Genomic DNA, 16,860 nt, shown 5'->3' on the forward strand with positions numbered 1-16,860 from the left:
ATGCGCAAGAAATCCGATCTGCCGGTAAAGACCTGCGCGCGCTGCGGTCGCCCGTTCAACTGGCGCAAGAAATGGGCCCGGGTCTGGGATCAGGTGCTATATTGCTCGGACCGGTGCCGAAGGGCGCGGTGATCAGGTGCGCGCCTTTTCAAATGCGGCCCAGGCGGCCTCGAACGCGGCAAAGTCAAAGCCCGGCTGGCTGGCCGGGTCCAGAACCAGACGTTCAGTTTGCAGCAGTTTTTCGATTGCAGCCTGCAACTGATCGATCACCTCGGCAGGAACGACCACGGCGCCGTGGCGGTCGGCGTGGATCAGATCACCGGGATGTACTGCCATGCCAAAGACCTCTACGGGCGTATCGACCTCGCGCACATGCACAAAGCCATGGCTGGGACCGATGGAGCCCGCCACAACGGGAAATCCTTCGGGCATATCGCCCAAATCGCGCATCACGCCATTGGTCAAAGCCCCCGCCATACCAAAACCCTTGTGGATCGTTGTGTTGATCTCGCCCCAATAGGCGCCGATGCAATCGGGATAATCCACATCTTCGATCACAGCCACCGAAGGCCCGGGCGCTTCGGCCATGTATTTGTAATAGGCCATGCGCCGCGCCTTGATGACATCCGGCGCTTCGCTGGGCGGTTGAAGCGCCGCAATCTTGGCGGTGCGGGCATAGCCCACAATCGCGGGCTCATCAGGGGCAGAGCACAGCATTGTGCCACGGGTAAAATTGCTGAACCCGCGCTTGCCCTGCGCCACTTCGATGGCGTTGCAAACGGTGGGCGTATCTACCTTGCGTAGCAGGGTCAAAAGGGACGGTGTCATTGATCCTCCAGCCAGCGGATCAGGGCCGCTGTTGTATCTTGGGGTTGTTCCAAAGTGGGCAGGTGCCCAGCACCTTCGATGATCTCAAACCGGCTCTGCGGCAGCAGATCATGCATCAATTGGTGACGTTCAATCGGGCAAAGCCCATCTTCGCGCCCGCACAGCACCAAAGCCTTGCCGGTATAGGCGCGTAGTGTTTCCCTCTGGTCCGGGCGATCCATCAGAGCCTGCGACTGGCGCAGAAAGACCTCGGGCCCCAGATCCGTGGCCATGGCCATGCACAGATCCAGTATGGCGCCCTGATTGGGACCGTCAGCCAGATAGTTCGGCTTCATCTCATCACGCATCACCTGCCGCAGTTTACCGCCCTTTACGGCCGTGATTTGCGGGATGCGCCGGGCTTTGACATCGGGCATTTCGGCCAGCGGATTGGTGTCCAGAAGGGCCAGCCGTTCGACCCGCTCGGGTGCCTGGCGCACGATCTCCATCCCGGCGATACCGCCCATGGACAGCCCCGCCAGCGCAAATTGGGGCGGCGCATTGGCCAGAATATCCGTCGCCATATCCGCAACATTGTCATGATCGCAAAGCGGAAAGCTCATAACCGGCATCTGGCCTGACAAAGCGTTGATCTGAGGCGTAAACAGCCGGGCATCGCACATCATGCCCGGCAACAGGATCAAGGGGGTCATGCGGCGGCCAGTTTTGCCCCTTCGGCCAGTGCGCCCAGCTTGGCATATGCGATCTGGGGATCCACCGCGCCAAACCCGGCGAAAGTGCCAAAACCGCAATCGCTGCCTGCAACAACCCGGTCCGAGCCAACAATATCCACAAACCGCTCAATCCGCTGAGCGACGAGTTCGGGGTGCTCAACGAAATTCGTGGTCGTATCAACCACTCCGGGCACCAGAACCTTGTCGTCGGGGATCTCGCCCTTGCGGTCACGGAAGACTGTCCATTCATGGGCGTGACGCGGGTTTGAAGTTTCGAAGAGCACATAGCGGGATTTGGTGTTCATCAACGTCGTGAACACCTTGTCCATGCCGATATCGCAACAATGCGGCCCTTCATAGTTGCCCCAACAGATGTGAACCCGCACCTTGTCTTGCGGCACGTTTTGCAGCGCGTGGTTCAGCGCCTCAACATGCATATCGGCGATCTTGATGAATTCGGCATCGCTGAGATCGGTAAACAGCATGTGCCGCGACAGGGCCAAATCGGGGCAGTCCAGTTGCAGATCCAGTCCGGCCGCCACTATGGTTTCGTATTCCTCTTTCATCGCATCGGCCAAAGCACCCAAATAGGCCTCACGCGTTGGATAGAAATCGTTTTGCAAAAACAGCGATATAACACCCGGAGAGGCCGCGTTCATGAACCCTTTTTCGGCGCCATGCTCCGCCATCGCCGCCTTGAGATTGGCGATATCTTTCTCTAACTCGCCTTGTCCTTTTGACCGCACTTCGCCGGTGCACATCGGTCGGGCATATTGCGGCGTTCCCCCATCCTTGGCCAGCCGTTCCAGAAAGCCTGGAAACATCTTCAGATCAGCAGGCGCATTGCGCGGGCTGTCGCCGGAAAACCCGGTGTAGCGATCTTTGACATAGGTGGCATATGAGATCTTGGAGGTCTCGCCATCGCTGACGATATCAACCCCGGCCTCGACCTGTTTGCGCACGGTTTCAGACACCGCGCTTGTCATGCAGGCGTCAAACGCATCCATGTCATAGGGTTTTTCGTTCTCGCGGGCGAAGATGAAATCCACCACCTCTTGCGTGCGCGGCAAAGAGCCGACATGCGTTGTTGTGACCCCCATTTGGTCCTCCCTAATCTTTACGTGCCATCAGCACGGTATGGCTTTGTGTTTCAGGGTCTTGCGCCATAAACCCGGTCAACCGCAGCCCATTTTCTTCCAAACATTTCGCGTATCCGGCAGGCGAAAGCGACGCGTGATAGACCAACTCTCCACCCACTGTTCCAGTGACCTCACCGGCCCCATGCCCAACTGTCAGCATCAGAGCACCACCCGGTTTCAGATGACGTGCCATCCGGGCAATACAGTCGGTTTGCTCATCTGCGGTCAGGTGGAAAAAGCTGTTCCACCCGATGATGCCGTCAAACTGTTGGTCCAGATCAAGGCTTCGCATATCAGCCTGCCGCCAATCGCCATCGGGCCAGCGATCACGTGCGATGGACAGCATCGCCGCAGAGAAATCGACCCCGGTGACAGTGAAACCTTCCGCCATGAACCAGCGCGCGATGGGATCGCCCGCGCCGCAGCCCAGATCCAGGACATGATCGCCCGGTTTCAGGCTGGCGGTAAAGCGCGCCAGCCAGCGCGCCTCGAACAAAGCTTTTGAGCGGCCTTTGACATATTCGACAGCTTGCCGCTCATAGATCGCATGGGTGTCTTTTGGGTCTGCGCTCATCCTGTCCAGGTTGCTCCTGCCGGGTCGTCTGTTGCGGTGATGCGGTAAAGCCCCGCCTGCCCGGTCATCGAGGGTTGCACGGAATAAGCCTCGCCCGGCAGCACCAAAACGGTGTCGCCGGTAGATACGGTTGTCTCAAACCCATCAACCGAGAGGCGCCAATGGCCGCTGGCAGGCATCAGGACGACCGGTTTATCCGTGTTTACAGGTTCGGTCACGCTGGAGCCGCGGCCCAGAAAATCGACCTCGAACCCGGGTTTGTCCTTGATCAGCGCGTTCTCACCGATCACCGGCGCGGGTCTATTGGCCGAAAGCGCCATAAGGTCCCAATACCGGGCCACATATTTGCCGACCACATCTTCAACAGGAACCTCGGGGTAATCCTTCATCTGCTCTTCGGTCAGGACAGGCATCGGGCGCACGTTATGCGGCAGCTCCTGCCCTTTCTTGTTGTCATAGAGCACACCATTGTCGCCCAGCATCAAACCGTGGGCCTGCGCATCCTCGATCACCTGCGGTGCCCAAGTCACCCCACCCCCGGCGTCATCACCACCCAGGATCGACATGATCATCCCGTAATCCTGTCCGACGTTTTCGAACCCTCGGAAAATACCAGTGGGAATGTTGAAAATGTCGCCTTCCTCGGCGATGAACTCGCCAGCGGTGCCATAGCGGCCCCAGAAAAAGCGCCAGCGGCCTTTGGCAACAAAGAATACCTCAGCCGTGGTGTGGCTGTGCAGGGAGTTACGGCATTTTGGCGGCTGGCCCGCTGCGCCGATATTAAAGCCCACCTTATCGGTGATGTGGACATGCTGATCGGGGCTTTCCGACACGCCGCCACCGATAATGGTAAAGTTCTCCTTTTGATCCGACCCGGGCGTGTGGGCATCGATAAAGGCTGTTTTACAGGGCCGCAGCTCGCCATAGCGGACGATACGTTGTTTAATAGTGCTCATCTTTTTCTCCGTTCATTGGTGTGGTGCATGGGGTCAAGTCCCAGCACCCGGAGGGCGATTGTTCAGCCGTTTTGCCCGCAAAGACGCCCGGTGGCCATGCAGCCGCCGGGTTCCTTCACTGGCGTCGAGAAATCTTTGCATCCCTGGCCTCAGAGGTTTCCGGTGGCCAGCAGGACCTGTTTCCAGACCGAAGTTTCATCAAACAGGGTCCATTCCCGGCGCAGCTTGATATCGCCGCCGATCAGCTCGCCCCATTCGGCGTGGCTGATGCCCAGAACATAGAGCTCGGCCCCTGTCGGCGCGCCAAAGGCACCCCAGCCGTCATGGGTGCCGTGAAGGCTCCAACGCAGGGCGGACCGTGGCGGCATGTTCGGATCATCGCGACCGATTTGGTGATCGATGGTGAATTTGGCATTGGGCATTGCAGCACGCAACGACATCCAGAACCGGTCTGCCGCGTCCCAGCCATGGCCGGTGACACCGCCCGGATATTCCGTCTGCACCGCACGGTCATAGTGCCGCTCGACCGCGCCAAGATCAGCATTCATCATGCTTGTCAGCAGATCGGCATGGCGCTGGCCCCATTCATTGTCATTGCCCCGCCCTTTATAGGGCCCATCGACGTCATTTGCAGGCGTCAAAGGTTTGACACAAGCCTCGGGCCCGCCTTCGCGTGCAATCAGATCAGCGGCATAGTCTTTTGGGTCCCACCCCATCTGACGCACAATGGCCCCCTGATCGCGGATCAGCCATTCATCGTTGATCTTGTTGTCGATCGCATGGCAATCGGCCAGGATCCGATAGCGCAGCTTGGTCCCGGTTGGCTTGCCATAGACGCCTTCGGCCAAATGGGTCGCGGTGGACAGGATACGGTGCGAACTCAGCATCCCCTCTTCCGGGGTTCCTGACCAGATCACATCTTCGCCCAGCAGTTGACGATCCGGGAATTCGGCCAGCGTCGCCATTGTTGCGCCGATGACGTTCTGGTTGCCCAAAACAACCGATCCGGGCGACCGCACGACGATATCGGCGCCGTAATAGTCATGCAGCGTTGCGATGCCACGATCTTCCCAGATCTCTTTGGTGATGCCGATGATGTAATCCGGGAAATCCCGGAACTTCGGATCAAAGCCTTTCATGTTTCCGTCCTTTGCGGGGCCCAGCCCTTTGGCAACCGTGCCGAGGTACGCACGACCAGCGGGCCGTCAATCGCCACTTTGCGCGGCTTGGTTTCTTTCGGGTTCTCAATGTGGTCCAGCAGGGCCGAGACGGTTTCGGACACCATCAAGTTGGCCCGCTGGCGAATTGTTGTCAGGTTATATGCCGGCCAGCCCGCCGGGGGAACATCATCATAACCGATGACCGAGACATCTTCGGGTATCCGCAGGCCCAGTTCGAACCGGATCACATCCATCACCGCCAGCGCCATGTGGTCATTGGCGACAAACACCGCGTCCGGCCTAGCTTGTGGATCGAGATCAAACATCGCCCGCGCTGCCGCCTTGGCGTTTTCGGTGTGAAACATCCCGTCTTGCTGCGCAAACACGCTCTGCCCGGCTTCGGCCAAAGCGGCGCGAAACCCCGCCTCGCGGTCGCGCTGGGTCGAAGCGCCTTGCCAGCCCGAGATATAGCCGATCCGCTCATGCCCGCCCGCCAGCAGGAACTCGGCCACTTTGCGCCCCCCCGCATAGTTATCCGAAGTGACAGTGGTGATACCGTCGATATCCTGGCTACGGTTGAACAGCACAACCGGCACGCCCGCCTGCTGACAGCGCATGGCGATATCCGATGACATGGGGACCGAGGCCAAAACGACCCCATCCACTTGATAATCCAGAATTTCTTCCATCACATCGTCGATATTCCCAGCCGAGCGCGATGCCATGAAGATCAACACGTGATAGCCATGTTCCTGCAAACCGTTGGACAGTTTCTCAAGCGCTTCTGGGTAGAAGTAATTGTCCAGATAACCGACCACCAGACCGATGATCCGGCTTTTGCCGGACACCATGGCACGGGCCAGAACATTGGGGCGATAGCCCAGCTGACGGGCCGCCTCGCGCACTTTCTCTTCGGTCTTTTTGCTGACGGATGCACCGGGCGTAAACACACGGCTGACGGCGGATTGGCTGACGCCCGCCAATTGCGCAACCTGCAGGGATGTCACTTTCTCAGCCATCAGTCCGCCGTCCATCCCCCATCGATCAGCATCGACGTACCGGTCACCAGCGCCGACGCGTCCGAGGCCAGATAGCGCACCGCGCCCATGATATCTTCGACTTCCCCCACTCGATCCAGCTTGATCTTCTCCATGATCCAGGCCGCGCGTTCGGGGTTGTCGAAGGTGGCTTGCGTCAGCGGTGTGCGGATGAAGGTCGGGCAGACCGTGTTGATCCGAATGCCCTGCTTGCCCCATTCGATGGCCATCGCCTTCACCATCCCCTCAAGCCCATGTTTGGTGGCGCAATAAAGCGCCCGGTCCACGCCGCCCACATGACCCATCTGGCTTGAGATATGAATGATCGACCCGCGCTTGCCTGCAGCCATCAATGCCTTGGCCGCATAGGCCGACAGGAAATAAGCCGAGCGCAGGTTCACATTTGTTACTGCGTCGAAATCTTCAGCCGTGGTCTCAACCGCCGGGCTGTGGCGCGCCAACCCGGCAGAATTCACCACGATGTCAAACGCACGGCCTTCAAACATCGCTTCTAGCGCCTTCAGATTTGCTTGATCCAAAGCCAAAGCCTCAGCCGACCAGCCTTGGGCCTGTATCGCGGCCACCGTTTCCTGCAACCGATCCAGCCCGCGCGCGGCGCAGACCACATGGGCACCGGCCTCGGCCAAGGCCACGGCACATCCCTGCCCGATGCCCGAAGAGGCTCCGGTCACCAGAGCCGTCTTGCCGGTCAGCGCAAACGAAGGGGTACGCGGCAGATCCGTCATCAACTCATCCCGTCCGGCAAATCAATGCGACCCATATTGCGCGCCTTGTTGAACTCTCGCAGACGAGTGAAGACATCCACGCCCAGCTGACGATAAGCATCCAGCAGATCGACCAGAACCCAGTTTTCGCGGATCCGCCCGTTTTCAAGCCGCCAGAAATCCAAACTGCGCATGGTGATCCGCTTGCCCGAGGGCGCAATCCCCATCCAGCCATCATCAGTCACCGTCTGGATCATGTTGGGCCAGCCTGTGACAGCAGCGTATTCGCCATCCCCAAAGAAGTGATAGGTGATGTCATCCACATATTGCCCGCGATCCGGCATTCCGTTCAGAAATGGGATCTGATGCCAGTTGCGAAAGCCTGCATAGCCCCGCCCCGTGCCGATCCCTGACGGGCCATACCAGTTCATACGCGGATGCCAGAACCGCTCCATCTCCATCACTTCCGGCCCCCCTTCCGAGGGGTGTTTCTTGAGATAGTCCAGCATGTCGATGATGTGCTGACAGGTCTCTTTGCCCTTGGCTGCATTATAGGGGCCAGGCACCAACCCGTCCTGCGTGGCCGGGCCTGGAATATGCCATTCGCGGCCAAGGCTGGGGGCCATGGGCCAGGCCCGCGCCTGCATCATCACCTCGGGAATGTCCCAAAGCGCCTGCATTTCGACCACCTTGCCATTTTCAAAGCGATAGAATTCGTGAAACCGCATCGTCACCTGATGACCTGTCGGCGGGATGTCCAGCCACGGGGCCAGGAAGGTTCCGGTATAATAGCCACCGCACCCAACCCAATCGGCGCCAAATTCATCGGGACCAGCCATCACGATATAATCCCGGCGTTCCAGATCGGGCCAGGCTTTCAGCAAATCGCCATAGGCCCGATTATAGAAAGCGTCAATGCCCGCGCTGTCGCCAATGGGATGGCACAAGCGAAACAGCGCGTCCGGAGTGCACAGTTCTGCCAAGGCCCGCCGCACGCCCTGTTCCGAAAAGTCATACATCGCGGCCCTGAGCGGCGCGATCAAACCCTTGTGTTCGGTATGCTTGTCCAACTTCATCTTTTCCAAAAATACTCCGGGGGAAGTCGAAGGCTGGGGGCAGAGCCCCCTATTCCGCCGCTTCCCGATACGGGGCCGCCTCGCCATAAGGTACATTGACGCCACCATAGCGCCGGACCCGCACATTGCATTGTTCGGCATGGCCGACAAAGCCTTCCAGCATACACAGGCGCGAGCCGTACTCACCGATCAGCGTCGCCGCCTCATCAGTCAGAACCTTCTGATAGCTATGGGTTTTCAGGTATTTCCCGACCCACAACCCACCGGTATAACGTCCGGCCTTTTTGGTCGGCAGCGTGTGGTTGGTGCCGATCACCTTATCGCCGTTCGAGACATTGGTGCGCGGCCCAAGGAACAGAGCGCCATAGCAGGTCATATTGTCCAGGAACCAGTCGTCTCGGTCGGTCATCACCTGCACATGTTCCGAAGCGATGTCATCGGCGACCTGCAACATCTCGTCATAGCTGTCGCACAGGATCACCTCGCCATATTCCTCCCACGATACTTTGGCGGTGTCAGCGGTGGGCAGGATCGTCAGCAAACGGGCCACTTCGGACAATGTCTCTTCGGCCAATTTGCGTGAATTGGTCACCAGCACGCAGGGGCTGTTATAGCCGTGCTCAGCCTGGCCCAGCAGATCGGTTGCGCAGAGCTCGGCATCGGCGGTCACCTCATCGGCGATCACCATGGTTTCGGTGGGTCCGGCAAACAGGTCGATGCCGACACGGCCAAAGAGCTGGCGTTTGGCTTCGGCTACAAACGCGTTTCCAGGGCCAACCAGCATATGCACCGGATCGATTGTCTCGGTCCCCAGCGCCATCGCGCCAATGGCCTGAATGCCGCCCATGACATAGATCTCATGCGCGCCACCCAGATGCATGGCTGCGATCACTGCGGCGTTTGGCTTGCCCTGAAACGGAGGGGTACAAGCGATGATGCGGGGAACTCCCGCGACCGAGGCGGTGGCCACGGACATATGCGCCGAGGCCACCATCGGGAACTTGCCACCAGGCACATAGCAGCCAACGGATTGCACCGGGATATTCTTGTGCCCCAGAATGACGCCGGGCAGGGTTTCCACCTCGATATCCAACATCGAATCCCGCTGCGCCTGGGCAAAGTTGCGCACCTGTTCCTGCGCAAATTTGATATCCGCCAGTTCCCGATCCGACAATTGCGCGATCAGATCATCAATCTCTTGCTGGCTCAGCCGGAACGAGGCCGGCGAATAGTTGTCAAACTTCTCGCTCAGCTCGCGCACGGCAGCATCGCCGCGCGCTTCGATGTCTTTCAGCGTCGCTTCGACCACGGCGCGGGTTTTGGCGTCATCTTCAGCCCGGTCAGCGTCAGACTTACCGCGTTTGAGATACTCGATTGCCATGTTTTCAATCCTCAGTTTTCGGGCCGAGGCGGAACTTTCTCGCCCCGGTCAAATGCTTCCCAGCCTTCGCCCTGGAACAGATCAACACCCAGCTGCGCCGCCACATGGGCGAAATCGACGTTGACCCAATTGTCGACGATCTTGCCGTCGACCACTTTCCAGAAATCCATGTAGCGGATCTCAACCCGCTTGCCGGTGGGGGCGATGCCCAGAAACTCACCGGAATGGGTGGCCTCTTGCCGGCCAAATGCAGCCGCCCACTCGCCCATATACAGACGCGCCTCGTCGATGCAGGTCTTATCGGAGAACGCGGCCTGAAACGGGCGTTGCCAATTGTCCTGGAATTCTTTCAAACCGGTCTTTGTTCCGCAGCCCTGATTGCCCATCCAACGAAAACCCTGGGCGAAAAACTCGCCGATATCGTCGATGCGGTGGTCATTCAGACCATCCACCATGGTTTCAATCACGCGGCGCGTGTCTTCGGTCTTACTTAGGTCGGTATCGCGGGTCAAAACCGCCTGTTCGGGGCGCGAGCCTTTCATGTCATATCCTTTCAGGGTGCCTTGGGGTGAGATTGGAAGAGAACCCTCCAAAGCTCAGGAAATCCCTTGGCATCCTGTTCAGCGCCGGGTGGCGTGACATGGCGTTATGACGGGCATGATTGCTCATTACCCTTTGACCGCACCGGCGGTCAGACCGCTGACAATCTGGCGCTGGAAGATCATCACCAGGAAGAACAAAGGCGCGGTGATCGACACAGCAGCGGCCACAGCAACAACCTGATCGGTTGTGGTGGTTTCGCGGTTGAACATACCCACGATGGCCGGAACCATCGTCTGGTTCTGTGCATCCAACAGCAGCGAAGTGACCAGCAGATCGTTATAGGCCAGCAGGAAGCTGAACAGACCTGTGGTAATCACGCCCGGCCACATCACCGGCATGATCACACGCCGGAAGGCTTGAAAATGATTGCACCCGTCCACACGCGCGGCCTCGTCCAGTTCCGCAGGGATGTTCTGGAAGAACGAGCGCAGCATCCAAATGGTAAAGGGTTGGTTGATGGCCACAAGCACCGCGATCACCGCAAAGGGTTTGCCATAGAGCGTGGGTGCATTGTCGCCAAGGATCGGGCTGAGCCATTCGGCCGAGTTGATGAAGACCGGCAAATATCCCGCCACCAACACTGAATGCGGCAGGGCGCGGAAGATCAGCGCGATGATCAGGATCCAGAACGCCAAGGTCGAGCCAGAGCGTGCCAGACCATAGCCTGCCAAGGTTCCGACGGTCAGCGACACGGTGACAACACCGGCGGTGACGATCAGAGAGTTCCGGAAGTTACTGGAAAACCCGCGATCTACCCAGACGGTTTTATAATGCTCGGTCGTCAGCCCCAACACATCACGCCCCAGCGGTCCAAACAGAGGGTTCAGCACGTTCAACACTGCAGGCAGAACGACAAAGAAGACCACAAGAAACCCGATCAGCAGCGCCAGAACGCCAATGATCCAACCAAACCAATGCTGACCAGGTTTGGTGTAGGACAAAACCATCGACGGTAGCTTTTTGGTTGCGACAATCACAGTGCCCCAAATCACGACAATGCCCAGGATTATGTCCAGAACCGAAAGCCCGTTCCCTGTTGCCAGCGTGGCAGGGCCCATAATCACATTGAGCGCGTTGCTGTCATAGGCATCCACAGGTGACTTGAAACTCATCACCACGATCCAGACGATCGGGAAAGCCGCCACCAGGCACCAGAAGGCGAGGAAGATATTCGAGGTCAGCCGCAGGCTGAGCGGTTGGCGAAGCGCGCGCGAGGACATATCAGTGGCCTCCTTTGTGATCACGCCAGGTCCGGCGCAGCGGGAAGATAAGCAGGATGACAATGCCGATCATGGTCAGCATGGCGCTGGCTGAGGCCCGGCTGATCGACCGGTTGCCCGCCTGATCCGGCACAAGGAAATCATAGGTCAGCCATTGCAGCGAGATGACATATCCTTGGCTCGAGAAGCCGACAACTTCTTCAAAGGTTCTGAACGCGTCCATCAGGTGGATCATCGACACAAATATGATCAGCGGCATCAGATGTGGGATCACGATGTATTTCATGCGCTGCCACCGCGTCGCACCGTCGATCACCGCGCTTTCCAGGCTGTCCTGGTTGACGGTCTGAAGCCCTGCATAGAACACGATCGCTGCAAAGGGTGCCACGTGCCAGACGCGATAGAGCATCATCAGGATCTCGATTGTCCAGGCCTGCGCAAACAGGGCGATATCGCGTTGCAGCCACCATTCCATCGTCGCCGTCAGAATTCCGTCTCCCCGGAACAGCCAGTTGATTGACAGGACCCCGATAAGCGGTGTGATGATAAACGGCAACAGCGATACGAAAATGACTGGACCCTTGATCGATTTGGCGGCGTTGTTGATCAAGACTGCAATCCCCAGCCCACAACCAACCACCAGCGGCAGGGTGATCAGGGTGAAGGTCACCGTAAAGCGCAGCGCCTTCCAGAAATCTATCGTAGACAGAACGTTCCACTCACCATTGGTGATCGCACGCCACGCGCGTTCCGGTTCCAGCACGTTGAGATAGCTTTGCAGACCCACATATTCTGTCCGGGTGATCACCTCACCATGTTCATCCAGTTTGGGCTGCGAAACCTCCTCGGTCGTGCAGGTCTGGGTCAAAAAGCCAGGGGTACAGGTTTCGACCTCGACCGTTTCGTAGATGGGTTGGGTGATATAGAAGCTCTGCTTGAACACGCTCACCAGCGGGAACGCGATAAAGAGAAGCATCATAAAGACAGAGGGGCCGACAAAAGCGGCAAATGTCCGGAAATTCATGGCTCTGCCTTTCTCATGGTTCTCGCGTGGGAAAAGAGGGAGGGCCGGAGCCCTCCCCAGAGAGGATTAGTTGCTGATCAATCCGGCCTCTTTCGCTGCGGTGATATATGCCGCCTCGATATCATCCAAAGTGGTTTCAGCGTCTTTGGCACCGGTCAGGTAATCGGCCAGACCATTGCCCAAAGCGCTGTGCAGAACACCCATCGCCGCGCTGGCGGGGTATGCACCTGCACCGTTCTCGGCGGATGCAGCAGCACCAGCCGCCAACTCACCGGGCTGGTAAGCCGCATTCAGCCAAACAGCTGTGTCGTTGTTGGCGCTGACCATGTCACCATCGATCCCTTCCATCACCAGACGGAAGGCGGCGTCGGCCTCTTCATCGCTCATGTTCGTGGCCAGAACGATGCCGTCCCACCAAATGGTGGTCGATGGACGTACCGAACCCATCGGGGCCGACGCCATTGTGACCTTGCCCACAACCTGGCTTTCGGCCTCGTCGTTCATCGCAGCGGCACGGCTGGCCCACAGGTTCGCCATGGCGATCTTGCCCTGTTGGAATTGCTGCTGAACATAGGTGGAATCCGAGACCAGATATTCGGGGTCCATGAACTCGGTCATGGCCTTCATGGTCTCGAGCGCCTTAACGCCTTTTTCGTTGTTGATCGAAGGCGCGTTGCCTTCCCCGAGGAATTCACCGCCTTCGCCCATATACATGTTGACGAATTCCTGCGCCAGGTTCCAGCCGGTCTTGTAGGTGCCGCCGATCGGGTATTCCATGACACCCGCTTCCTTGATCTTGGCAGCAGCGGCCAGAACGTCGTCATAGGTCTTGGGCTCTTCAATGCCCAGATCGGCCAGAATGTCGTTGCGATACATCAGGTGCTGCGCGTTGACCATCATGGCAATCGCCATGACCTTGCCATCCACCTTGATCAGCTGGTTGGGCAGCAGATCCTGGCCATATTTCTCGACCAGATCATCCAGAGGACGGATTGTGCCCGCATTCAGCAGCGGGATCATGGTCTCATTGGCGACACCACCGATCTGATAGAGCGATGGGTTTGCGGCAAAGGCCTCTGGCTGCTTTTCACGGAACTCCTGGTCCAGCGACGCGCTGAAATTGCCGCATTCGGCCATCGCGTCGGTCACCGCTTTCCAAGCTTCAAAGCCCGCAGTCAGCGATTTCAGCGGAACTTCGTTCTCATACGAGCAGGACGCCCATGCGCCGCCCGCCATCACAGACATAGCGCCTGCCAAAAGGATCGTCTTGAGTTTCATGCGTTTCTCCCTGTCAGGATCGGTCCGTCGTCGACGTCCGGACCGTTGTTAGGCCCGTATGGGCTGGTTCTGGGGCGTTTCCCCGATCCGCGCACCGCTTCCAGCTTCGAAGAGGTGACAGATTTCTTTCGGCACCGAGAATGAGACGGTCTGACCAATCTCGGCGCGAAATGATTTATCGGCTTTGACCGAGACCAAGGCACCGCCCACGCGGACCGAGATCATGGTCGCGTCGCCCAGCAGTTCGAGCGTATAGATCGGTGCGGTGATGTGGCCCTGCCCGTCCGCCAGGCTTGCGTCTTCGGCCCGAAACCCCAGTGTCATCGGGCCATCGGGGGCATCGACCGGTACCTCGACGTTTTCGGCACGGAAAACGCCGCCGCTGACCTCACCCTCCATCAGGTTCATCGCAGGCGAGCCAATGAAGCTCGCGACAAAGGTGTTTGCAGGCCGGTCATAGATTTCGGTGGGGCTGCCCACTTGTTGCACCACACCCTGTTTCATCACCACTACTCGATCAGCCAGTGTCATGGCTTCGATCTGGTCATGGGTCACATAGATTGTCGTAACGGCCAGCTCGTGGCTGAGGTTCTTGATCTGCGCGCGCGTCGAAACCCGCAGTTTGGCATCCAGGTTCGACAGCGGCTCATCCATCAGGAAAACGTTCGGTTCGCGCACAATAGCGCGGGCCAAAGCCACACGCTGACGCTGGCCACCTGACAATTCGGCCGGTTTGCGGTGCAGAAAGTCATCCAGTTCGACCATAGCGCTGGCGCGACGCACTTTTTCATCGTGGGTCGCCGGATCGATGCCGCGCACTTTCAGCGGGAATCGAATGTTTTCGTAGACATTCATGTTGGGGTATAGCGCATAGCTTTGGAACACCATGGCCACATCGCGATCTTTTGGCTCAAGATCGTTGACCACTTTGCCGTCGATCAGGATGTCGCCCTCGGTCACGTCTTCCAGACCAGCGATCATCCGCATCGTTGTGGTCTTGCCGCATCCCGAGGGGCCTAGCAGCACAAGGAACTCACGATCCGCAATGGTCAGATCAAAATTGTGAACCCCCACGAAAGAGCCCCAGCGTTTGCCGACGTTGCGCAGTTGAATTTCCGCCATAGTGCCCCCTGGAAGGATTCGTTGCATACGTTTGCAAAACTGTATTCGCGGCCCATCATTTCTGGCAAGACTTTTTTGCATACGTATGCAAAACTAACGGCAAGGATCGAATCTAAACACTCCGAACATGCTGAAAAAAATGGCAAATACCCAAAGTTTCCGCGACGAAAAAACATTCATCACGGCGTTTCACACTGCGCTGGATGCAGCATCCGCTGACGAAATCCCGGCGATCTTCGCCAAATTCTGCACGCCCGACCTGAAGTGGCGCGGATTTCATCCATTCGATGAAATCTTGGGCGCAGAGCAGGTGGTCGAAACCTTCTGGCAGCCGCTGAAACGCAGCCTGACCCGAATGCAAAACAGGGTCGACATCTTGTTTGCCGGACGGAACTCACTGGCTGAAGATGGTGACACTTGGGTGGTCACGATGGGTCATCTGGTGGGGCTGTTTGATCACGCCTGGCTGAAAATCCGACCAACCGGGAAAATGGCGTTTCTGCGCTATTGCGCGTTCTACCGTGTCGCCGGGGGCAGGATCGTCGAAACCGCGATGTATTTCGACATTCCGCATTTGATGGTGCAAGCCGGTCAGAACCCCTTTCAACCGCAAACCGCAGCGCATCTGGTGCAGCCCGGCCCGATGACCCATGACGGGTTGCTCATGCAAGACCAGCCCGAAGAGGACGGCATCAAGACGCTTGATCTGATCAACGCAATGATTGCCGATCTGGGCCGGTGGGATAGTGGCCTGCCGCTTGAGGAAGAGCTGGCCCGAACCTGGCATGACGACATGATCTGGTGGGGTCCCGAAGGGATCGGTGCCACTTACACGATCGAGCGATATGCCAAACAGCATTCGGGCCCCTTTCGCGCAGGCTTTTCGAAACGATCCGGCACAGGCCATATCTGTCGTCTGGCAGAAGGTCACTATGGCGGTTTCTTCGGTTGGCCCAATTTCGTGGCTACCCCTTCGGGCGGGTTCATGGGGATGCCCGCCACCGACAAACCCGGCGAGTTTCGGGTGATCGATATCTATCGCCGCGCAGGAGACAAGCTGGCCGAGAACTGGATCTTTATCGATCTTCTGCATTTCTGGAAAATGCAGGGTGTTGATATCCTCGACCGGACCACTGGAATCGATACACCATGAAGATCGACGCGCATCACCATCTTTGGGATCTGAACGCCGTCCATTACCCGTGGCTGATGGAAACAGGCACTGTTCGGTTCTTTGGCGACCCCAGCGCCATTCAACGGGATTATCTGCTGCCCGAGTTTCGTGCTGATGCGCAGGCGCATGGGATTAATGCATCAGTGCATATCCAGGTTGGTGCCGCCGACCCCTGGGCCGAGGCGCAATGGGTGCAGCAGGTGGCCGATCAGAACCCCGATTGGCCGCTTGTACAGGTGTCGTTCGGCGACCTGACCGCCGACGATCTGGGGGCTCAGCTTGACCGGCTGCAATCCCTGCCATCGGTTCGTGGCGTTCGTCAGATCATTGGTCGCGCACCGGGGGAAGACGCGCAAACCGGAACCAATGCCTTGTTGTCGGATCCCCGATTTCTTCAAGGCCTGCAAGAGTTGGGCGCGCGTGGCCTGTCCTTTGATCTTCAATTGCTGCCCGAGTTGATGGAGCAGACAGCTGAGGTTTTGGCGCAGGCACCACAAACGCCGGTGGCTCTGTGCCATGCGGGCTCGCCCCATGACCGCAGCGCACACGGGCTTAGCTATTGGTCGAATGCGTTGAAAAGCCTGTCGGCCCTGCCGCAGGTTTATTGCAAACTGTCCGGGCTTGGCATGTTTGACCACAATTGGACAGCGGACAGTGTGCGCCCGATAGTCGAGACTTGCCTGTCGCAGTTCGGGGCCGACCGCTGCATGTTCGGATCAAACTTTCCCGTTGATAGCCTGTCATCGACCTATTCCCTGCTGGTCGAGAACCACGAACAACTGCTCAGCGAAGATCAAAACCGGCACGTGTTCAGTGAAACAGCGCGCCGGTTCTATCGGTTCTGAATCTT

18 protein-coding genes are annotated in these 16,860 nt (G+C 58.2%); 3 read left to right on the forward strand and 15 right to left on the reverse strand.

Features of this window, described 5'->3' with window-relative positions:
- The gene (locus tag GOX45_RS15210; RefSeq protein ID WP_171102005.1) at positions 1-132 is read left to right on the forward strand and encodes a DUF2256 domain-containing protein; all 132 of its coding nucleotides are present in this window, start codon (positions 1-3) and stop codon (positions 130-132) included.
- On the opposite strand, the gene GOX45_RS15215 is transcribed toward GOX45_RS15210, so the two are convergent.
- The 15 genes from GOX45_RS15215 to GOX45_RS15285 form a co-directional block, all read right to left on the reverse strand.
- Positions 133-828, reverse strand: a complete 696-nt coding sequence (locus GOX45_RS15215) for an RraA family protein (protein WP_171102006.1) — start codon at positions 826-828, stop codon at positions 133-135.
- Complete coding sequence (locus tag GOX45_RS15220; RefSeq protein ID WP_171102007.1) at positions 825-1,520, reverse strand: alpha/beta fold hydrolase; 696 nt, start codon at positions 1,518-1,520, stop codon at positions 825-827. The genes GOX45_RS15215 and GOX45_RS15220 overlap by 4 nt, the downstream gene beginning before the upstream one ends.
- Positions 1,517-2,641 (reverse strand): cobalamin-independent methionine synthase II family protein, encoded by a 1,125-nt coding sequence (locus GOX45_RS15225; RefSeq protein WP_171102008.1) that lies wholly within the window; start codon positions 2,639-2,641, stop codon positions 1,517-1,519. The genes GOX45_RS15220 and GOX45_RS15225 overlap by 4 nt, the downstream gene beginning before the upstream one ends.
- A gap of 10 nt (positions 2,642-2,651) precedes the next feature.
- Positions 2,652-3,254 (reverse strand): trans-aconitate 2-methyltransferase, encoded by a 603-nt coding sequence (locus GOX45_RS15230; RefSeq protein ID WP_171102009.1) that lies wholly within the window; start codon positions 3,252-3,254, stop codon positions 2,652-2,654.
- On the reverse strand, positions 3,251-4,210 hold the full coding sequence (locus GOX45_RS15235; protein WP_171102010.1) for a cupin: 960 nt from the start codon (positions 4,208-4,210) through the stop codon (positions 3,251-3,253). The genes GOX45_RS15230 and GOX45_RS15235 overlap by 4 nt, the downstream gene beginning before the upstream one ends.
- Before the next feature lie 149 nt (positions 4,211-4,359).
- A complete protein-coding gene (locus tag GOX45_RS15240; RefSeq protein WP_171102011.1) occupies positions 4,360-5,349 on the reverse strand; it encodes a nuclear transport factor 2 family protein in 990 nt (329 codons plus the stop codon).
- The gene (locus GOX45_RS15245) at positions 5,346-6,389 is read right to left on the reverse strand and encodes a LacI family DNA-binding transcriptional regulator (RefSeq protein WP_171102012.1); all 1,044 of its coding nucleotides are present in this window, start codon (positions 6,387-6,389) and stop codon (positions 5,346-5,348) included. Before GOX45_RS15245 ends, GOX45_RS15240 begins: the two co-directional genes overlap by 4 nt.
- Entirely contained in the window at positions 6,389-7,153 is a 765-nt protein-coding gene (locus tag GOX45_RS15250) for an SDR family NAD(P)-dependent oxidoreductase (protein WP_171102013.1), read from the reverse strand. Before GOX45_RS15250 ends, GOX45_RS15245 begins: the two co-directional genes overlap by 1 nt.
- Entirely contained in the window at positions 7,153-8,208 is a 1,056-nt protein-coding gene (locus tag GOX45_RS15255) for an ester cyclase (RefSeq protein WP_217350476.1), read from the reverse strand. The genes GOX45_RS15250 and GOX45_RS15255 overlap by 1 nt, the downstream gene beginning before the upstream one ends.
- 49 nt (positions 8,209-8,257) lie before the next feature.
- Positions 8,258-9,589 (reverse strand): histidinol dehydrogenase, encoded by a 1,332-nt coding sequence (gene hisD / locus GOX45_RS15260; RefSeq protein ID WP_171102014.1) that lies wholly within the window; start codon positions 9,587-9,589, stop codon positions 8,258-8,260.
- An 11-nt stretch (positions 9,590-9,600) separates the two neighbouring features.
- Complete coding sequence (locus tag GOX45_RS15265) at positions 9,601-10,131, reverse strand: ester cyclase (RefSeq protein WP_171102015.1); 531 nt, start codon at positions 10,129-10,131, stop codon at positions 9,601-9,603.
- 126 nt (positions 10,132-10,257) lie between these two features.
- Positions 10,258-11,412, reverse strand: a complete 1,155-nt coding sequence (locus tag GOX45_RS15270) for a carbohydrate ABC transporter permease (RefSeq protein WP_171102016.1) — start codon at positions 11,410-11,412, stop codon at positions 10,258-10,260.
- A 1-nt stretch (position 11,413) separates the two neighbouring features.
- Positions 11,414-12,436 (reverse strand): carbohydrate ABC transporter permease, encoded by a 1,023-nt coding sequence (locus GOX45_RS15275; protein ID WP_171102017.1) that lies wholly within the window; start codon positions 12,434-12,436, stop codon positions 11,414-11,416.
- 66 nt (positions 12,437-12,502) lie between these two features.
- Entirely contained in the window at positions 12,503-13,714 is a 1,212-nt protein-coding gene (locus tag GOX45_RS15280) for an ABC transporter substrate-binding protein (RefSeq protein ID WP_171102018.1), read from the reverse strand.
- 48 nt (positions 13,715-13,762) lie between these two features.
- Positions 13,763-14,836 (reverse strand): ABC transporter ATP-binding protein, encoded by a 1,074-nt coding sequence (locus GOX45_RS15285; RefSeq protein WP_171102019.1) that lies wholly within the window; start codon positions 14,834-14,836, stop codon positions 13,763-13,765.
- 139 nt (positions 14,837-14,975) lie between these two features.
- Between GOX45_RS15285 and GOX45_RS15290 the strand changes: the two genes are divergently transcribed.
- On the forward strand, positions 14,976-15,989 hold the full coding sequence (locus GOX45_RS15290) for a nuclear transport factor 2 family protein (protein ID WP_171102020.1): 1,014 nt from the start codon (positions 14,976-14,978) through the stop codon (positions 15,987-15,989).
- On the forward strand, positions 15,986-16,855 hold the full coding sequence (locus tag GOX45_RS15295; RefSeq protein ID WP_171102021.1) for an amidohydrolase: 870 nt from the start codon (positions 15,986-15,988) through the stop codon (positions 16,853-16,855). The genes GOX45_RS15290 and GOX45_RS15295 overlap by 4 nt, the downstream gene beginning before the upstream one ends.
- Positions 16,856-16,860: the final 5 nt, after the last annotated feature.

The organism is Ruegeria sp. HKCCD7255, assembly GCF_013031565.1.
Taxonomy (GTDB): Bacteria; Pseudomonadota; Alphaproteobacteria; order Rhodobacterales; family Rhodobacteraceae; genus Ruegeria.

What these genes read in the sequence shown, in the direction of transcription:
- GOX45_RS15265 (WP_171102015.1), bottom strand. Translation starts at nt 10,131, where the DNA reads ATGAAAGGCTCGCGCCCCGAACAGGCGGTTTTGACCCGCGATACCGAC.
- GOX45_RS15280 (WP_171102018.1), bottom strand. Translation starts at nt 13,714, where the DNA reads ATGAAACTCAAGACGATCCTTTTGGCAGGCGCTATGTCTGTGATGGCG.
- GOX45_RS15250 (WP_171102013.1), bottom strand. Translation starts at nt 7,153, where the DNA reads ATGACGGATCTGCCGCGTACCCCTTCGTTTGCGCTGACCGGCAAGACG.
- GOX45_RS15285 (WP_171102019.1), bottom strand. Translation starts at nt 14,836, where the DNA reads ATGGCGGAAATTCAACTGCGCAACGTCGGCAAACGCTGGGGCTCTTTC.
- GOX45_RS15215 (WP_171102006.1), bottom strand. Translation starts at nt 828, where the DNA reads ATGACACCGTCCCTTTTGACCCTGCTACGCAAGGTAGATACGCCCACC.
- GOX45_RS15230 (WP_171102009.1), bottom strand. Translation starts at nt 3,254, where the DNA reads ATGAGCGCAGACCCAAAAGACACCCATGCGATCTATGAGCGGCAAGCT.
- GOX45_RS15275 (WP_171102017.1), bottom strand. Translation starts at nt 12,436, where the DNA reads ATGAATTTCCGGACATTTGCCGCTTTTGTCGGCCCCTCTGTCTTTATG.
- GOX45_RS15235 (WP_171102010.1), bottom strand. Translation starts at nt 4,210, where the DNA reads ATGAGCACTATTAAACAACGTATCGTCCGCTATGGCGAGCTGCGGCCC.
- GOX45_RS15290 (WP_171102020.1), top strand. Translation starts at nt 14,976, where the DNA reads ATGGCAAATACCCAAAGTTTCCGCGACGAAAAAACATTCATCACGGCG.
- GOX45_RS15210 (WP_171102005.1), top strand. Translation starts at nt 1, where the DNA reads ATGCGCAAGAAATCCGATCTGCCGGTAAAGACCTGCGCGCGCTGCGGT.
- GOX45_RS15240 (WP_171102011.1), bottom strand. Translation starts at nt 5,349, where the DNA reads ATGAAAGGCTTTGATCCGAAGTTCCGGGATTTCCCGGATTACATCATC.
- GOX45_RS15245 (WP_171102012.1), bottom strand. Translation starts at nt 6,389, where the DNA reads ATGGCTGAGAAAGTGACATCCCTGCAGGTTGCGCAATTGGCGGGCGTC.
- GOX45_RS15255 (WP_217350476.1), bottom strand. Translation starts at nt 8,208, where the DNA reads ATGAAGTTGGACAAGCATACCGAACACAAGGGTTTGATCGCGCCGCTC.
- GOX45_RS15220 (WP_171102007.1), bottom strand. Translation starts at nt 1,520, where the DNA reads ATGACCCCCTTGATCCTGTTGCCGGGCATGATGTGCGATGCCCGGCTG.
- GOX45_RS15270 (WP_171102016.1), bottom strand. Translation starts at nt 11,412, where the DNA reads ATGTCCTCGCGCGCGCTTCGCCAACCGCTCAGCCTGCGGCTGACCTCG.
- GOX45_RS15225 (WP_171102008.1), bottom strand. Translation starts at nt 2,641, where the DNA reads ATGGGGGTCACAACAACGCATGTCGGCTCTTTGCCGCGCACGCAAGAG.
- hisD (WP_171102014.1), bottom strand. Translation starts at nt 9,589, where the DNA reads ATGGCAATCGAGTATCTCAAACGCGGTAAGTCTGACGCTGACCGGGCT.
- GOX45_RS15295 (WP_171102021.1), top strand. Translation starts at nt 15,986, where the DNA reads ATGAAGATCGACGCGCATCACCATCTTTGGGATCTGAACGCCGTCCAT.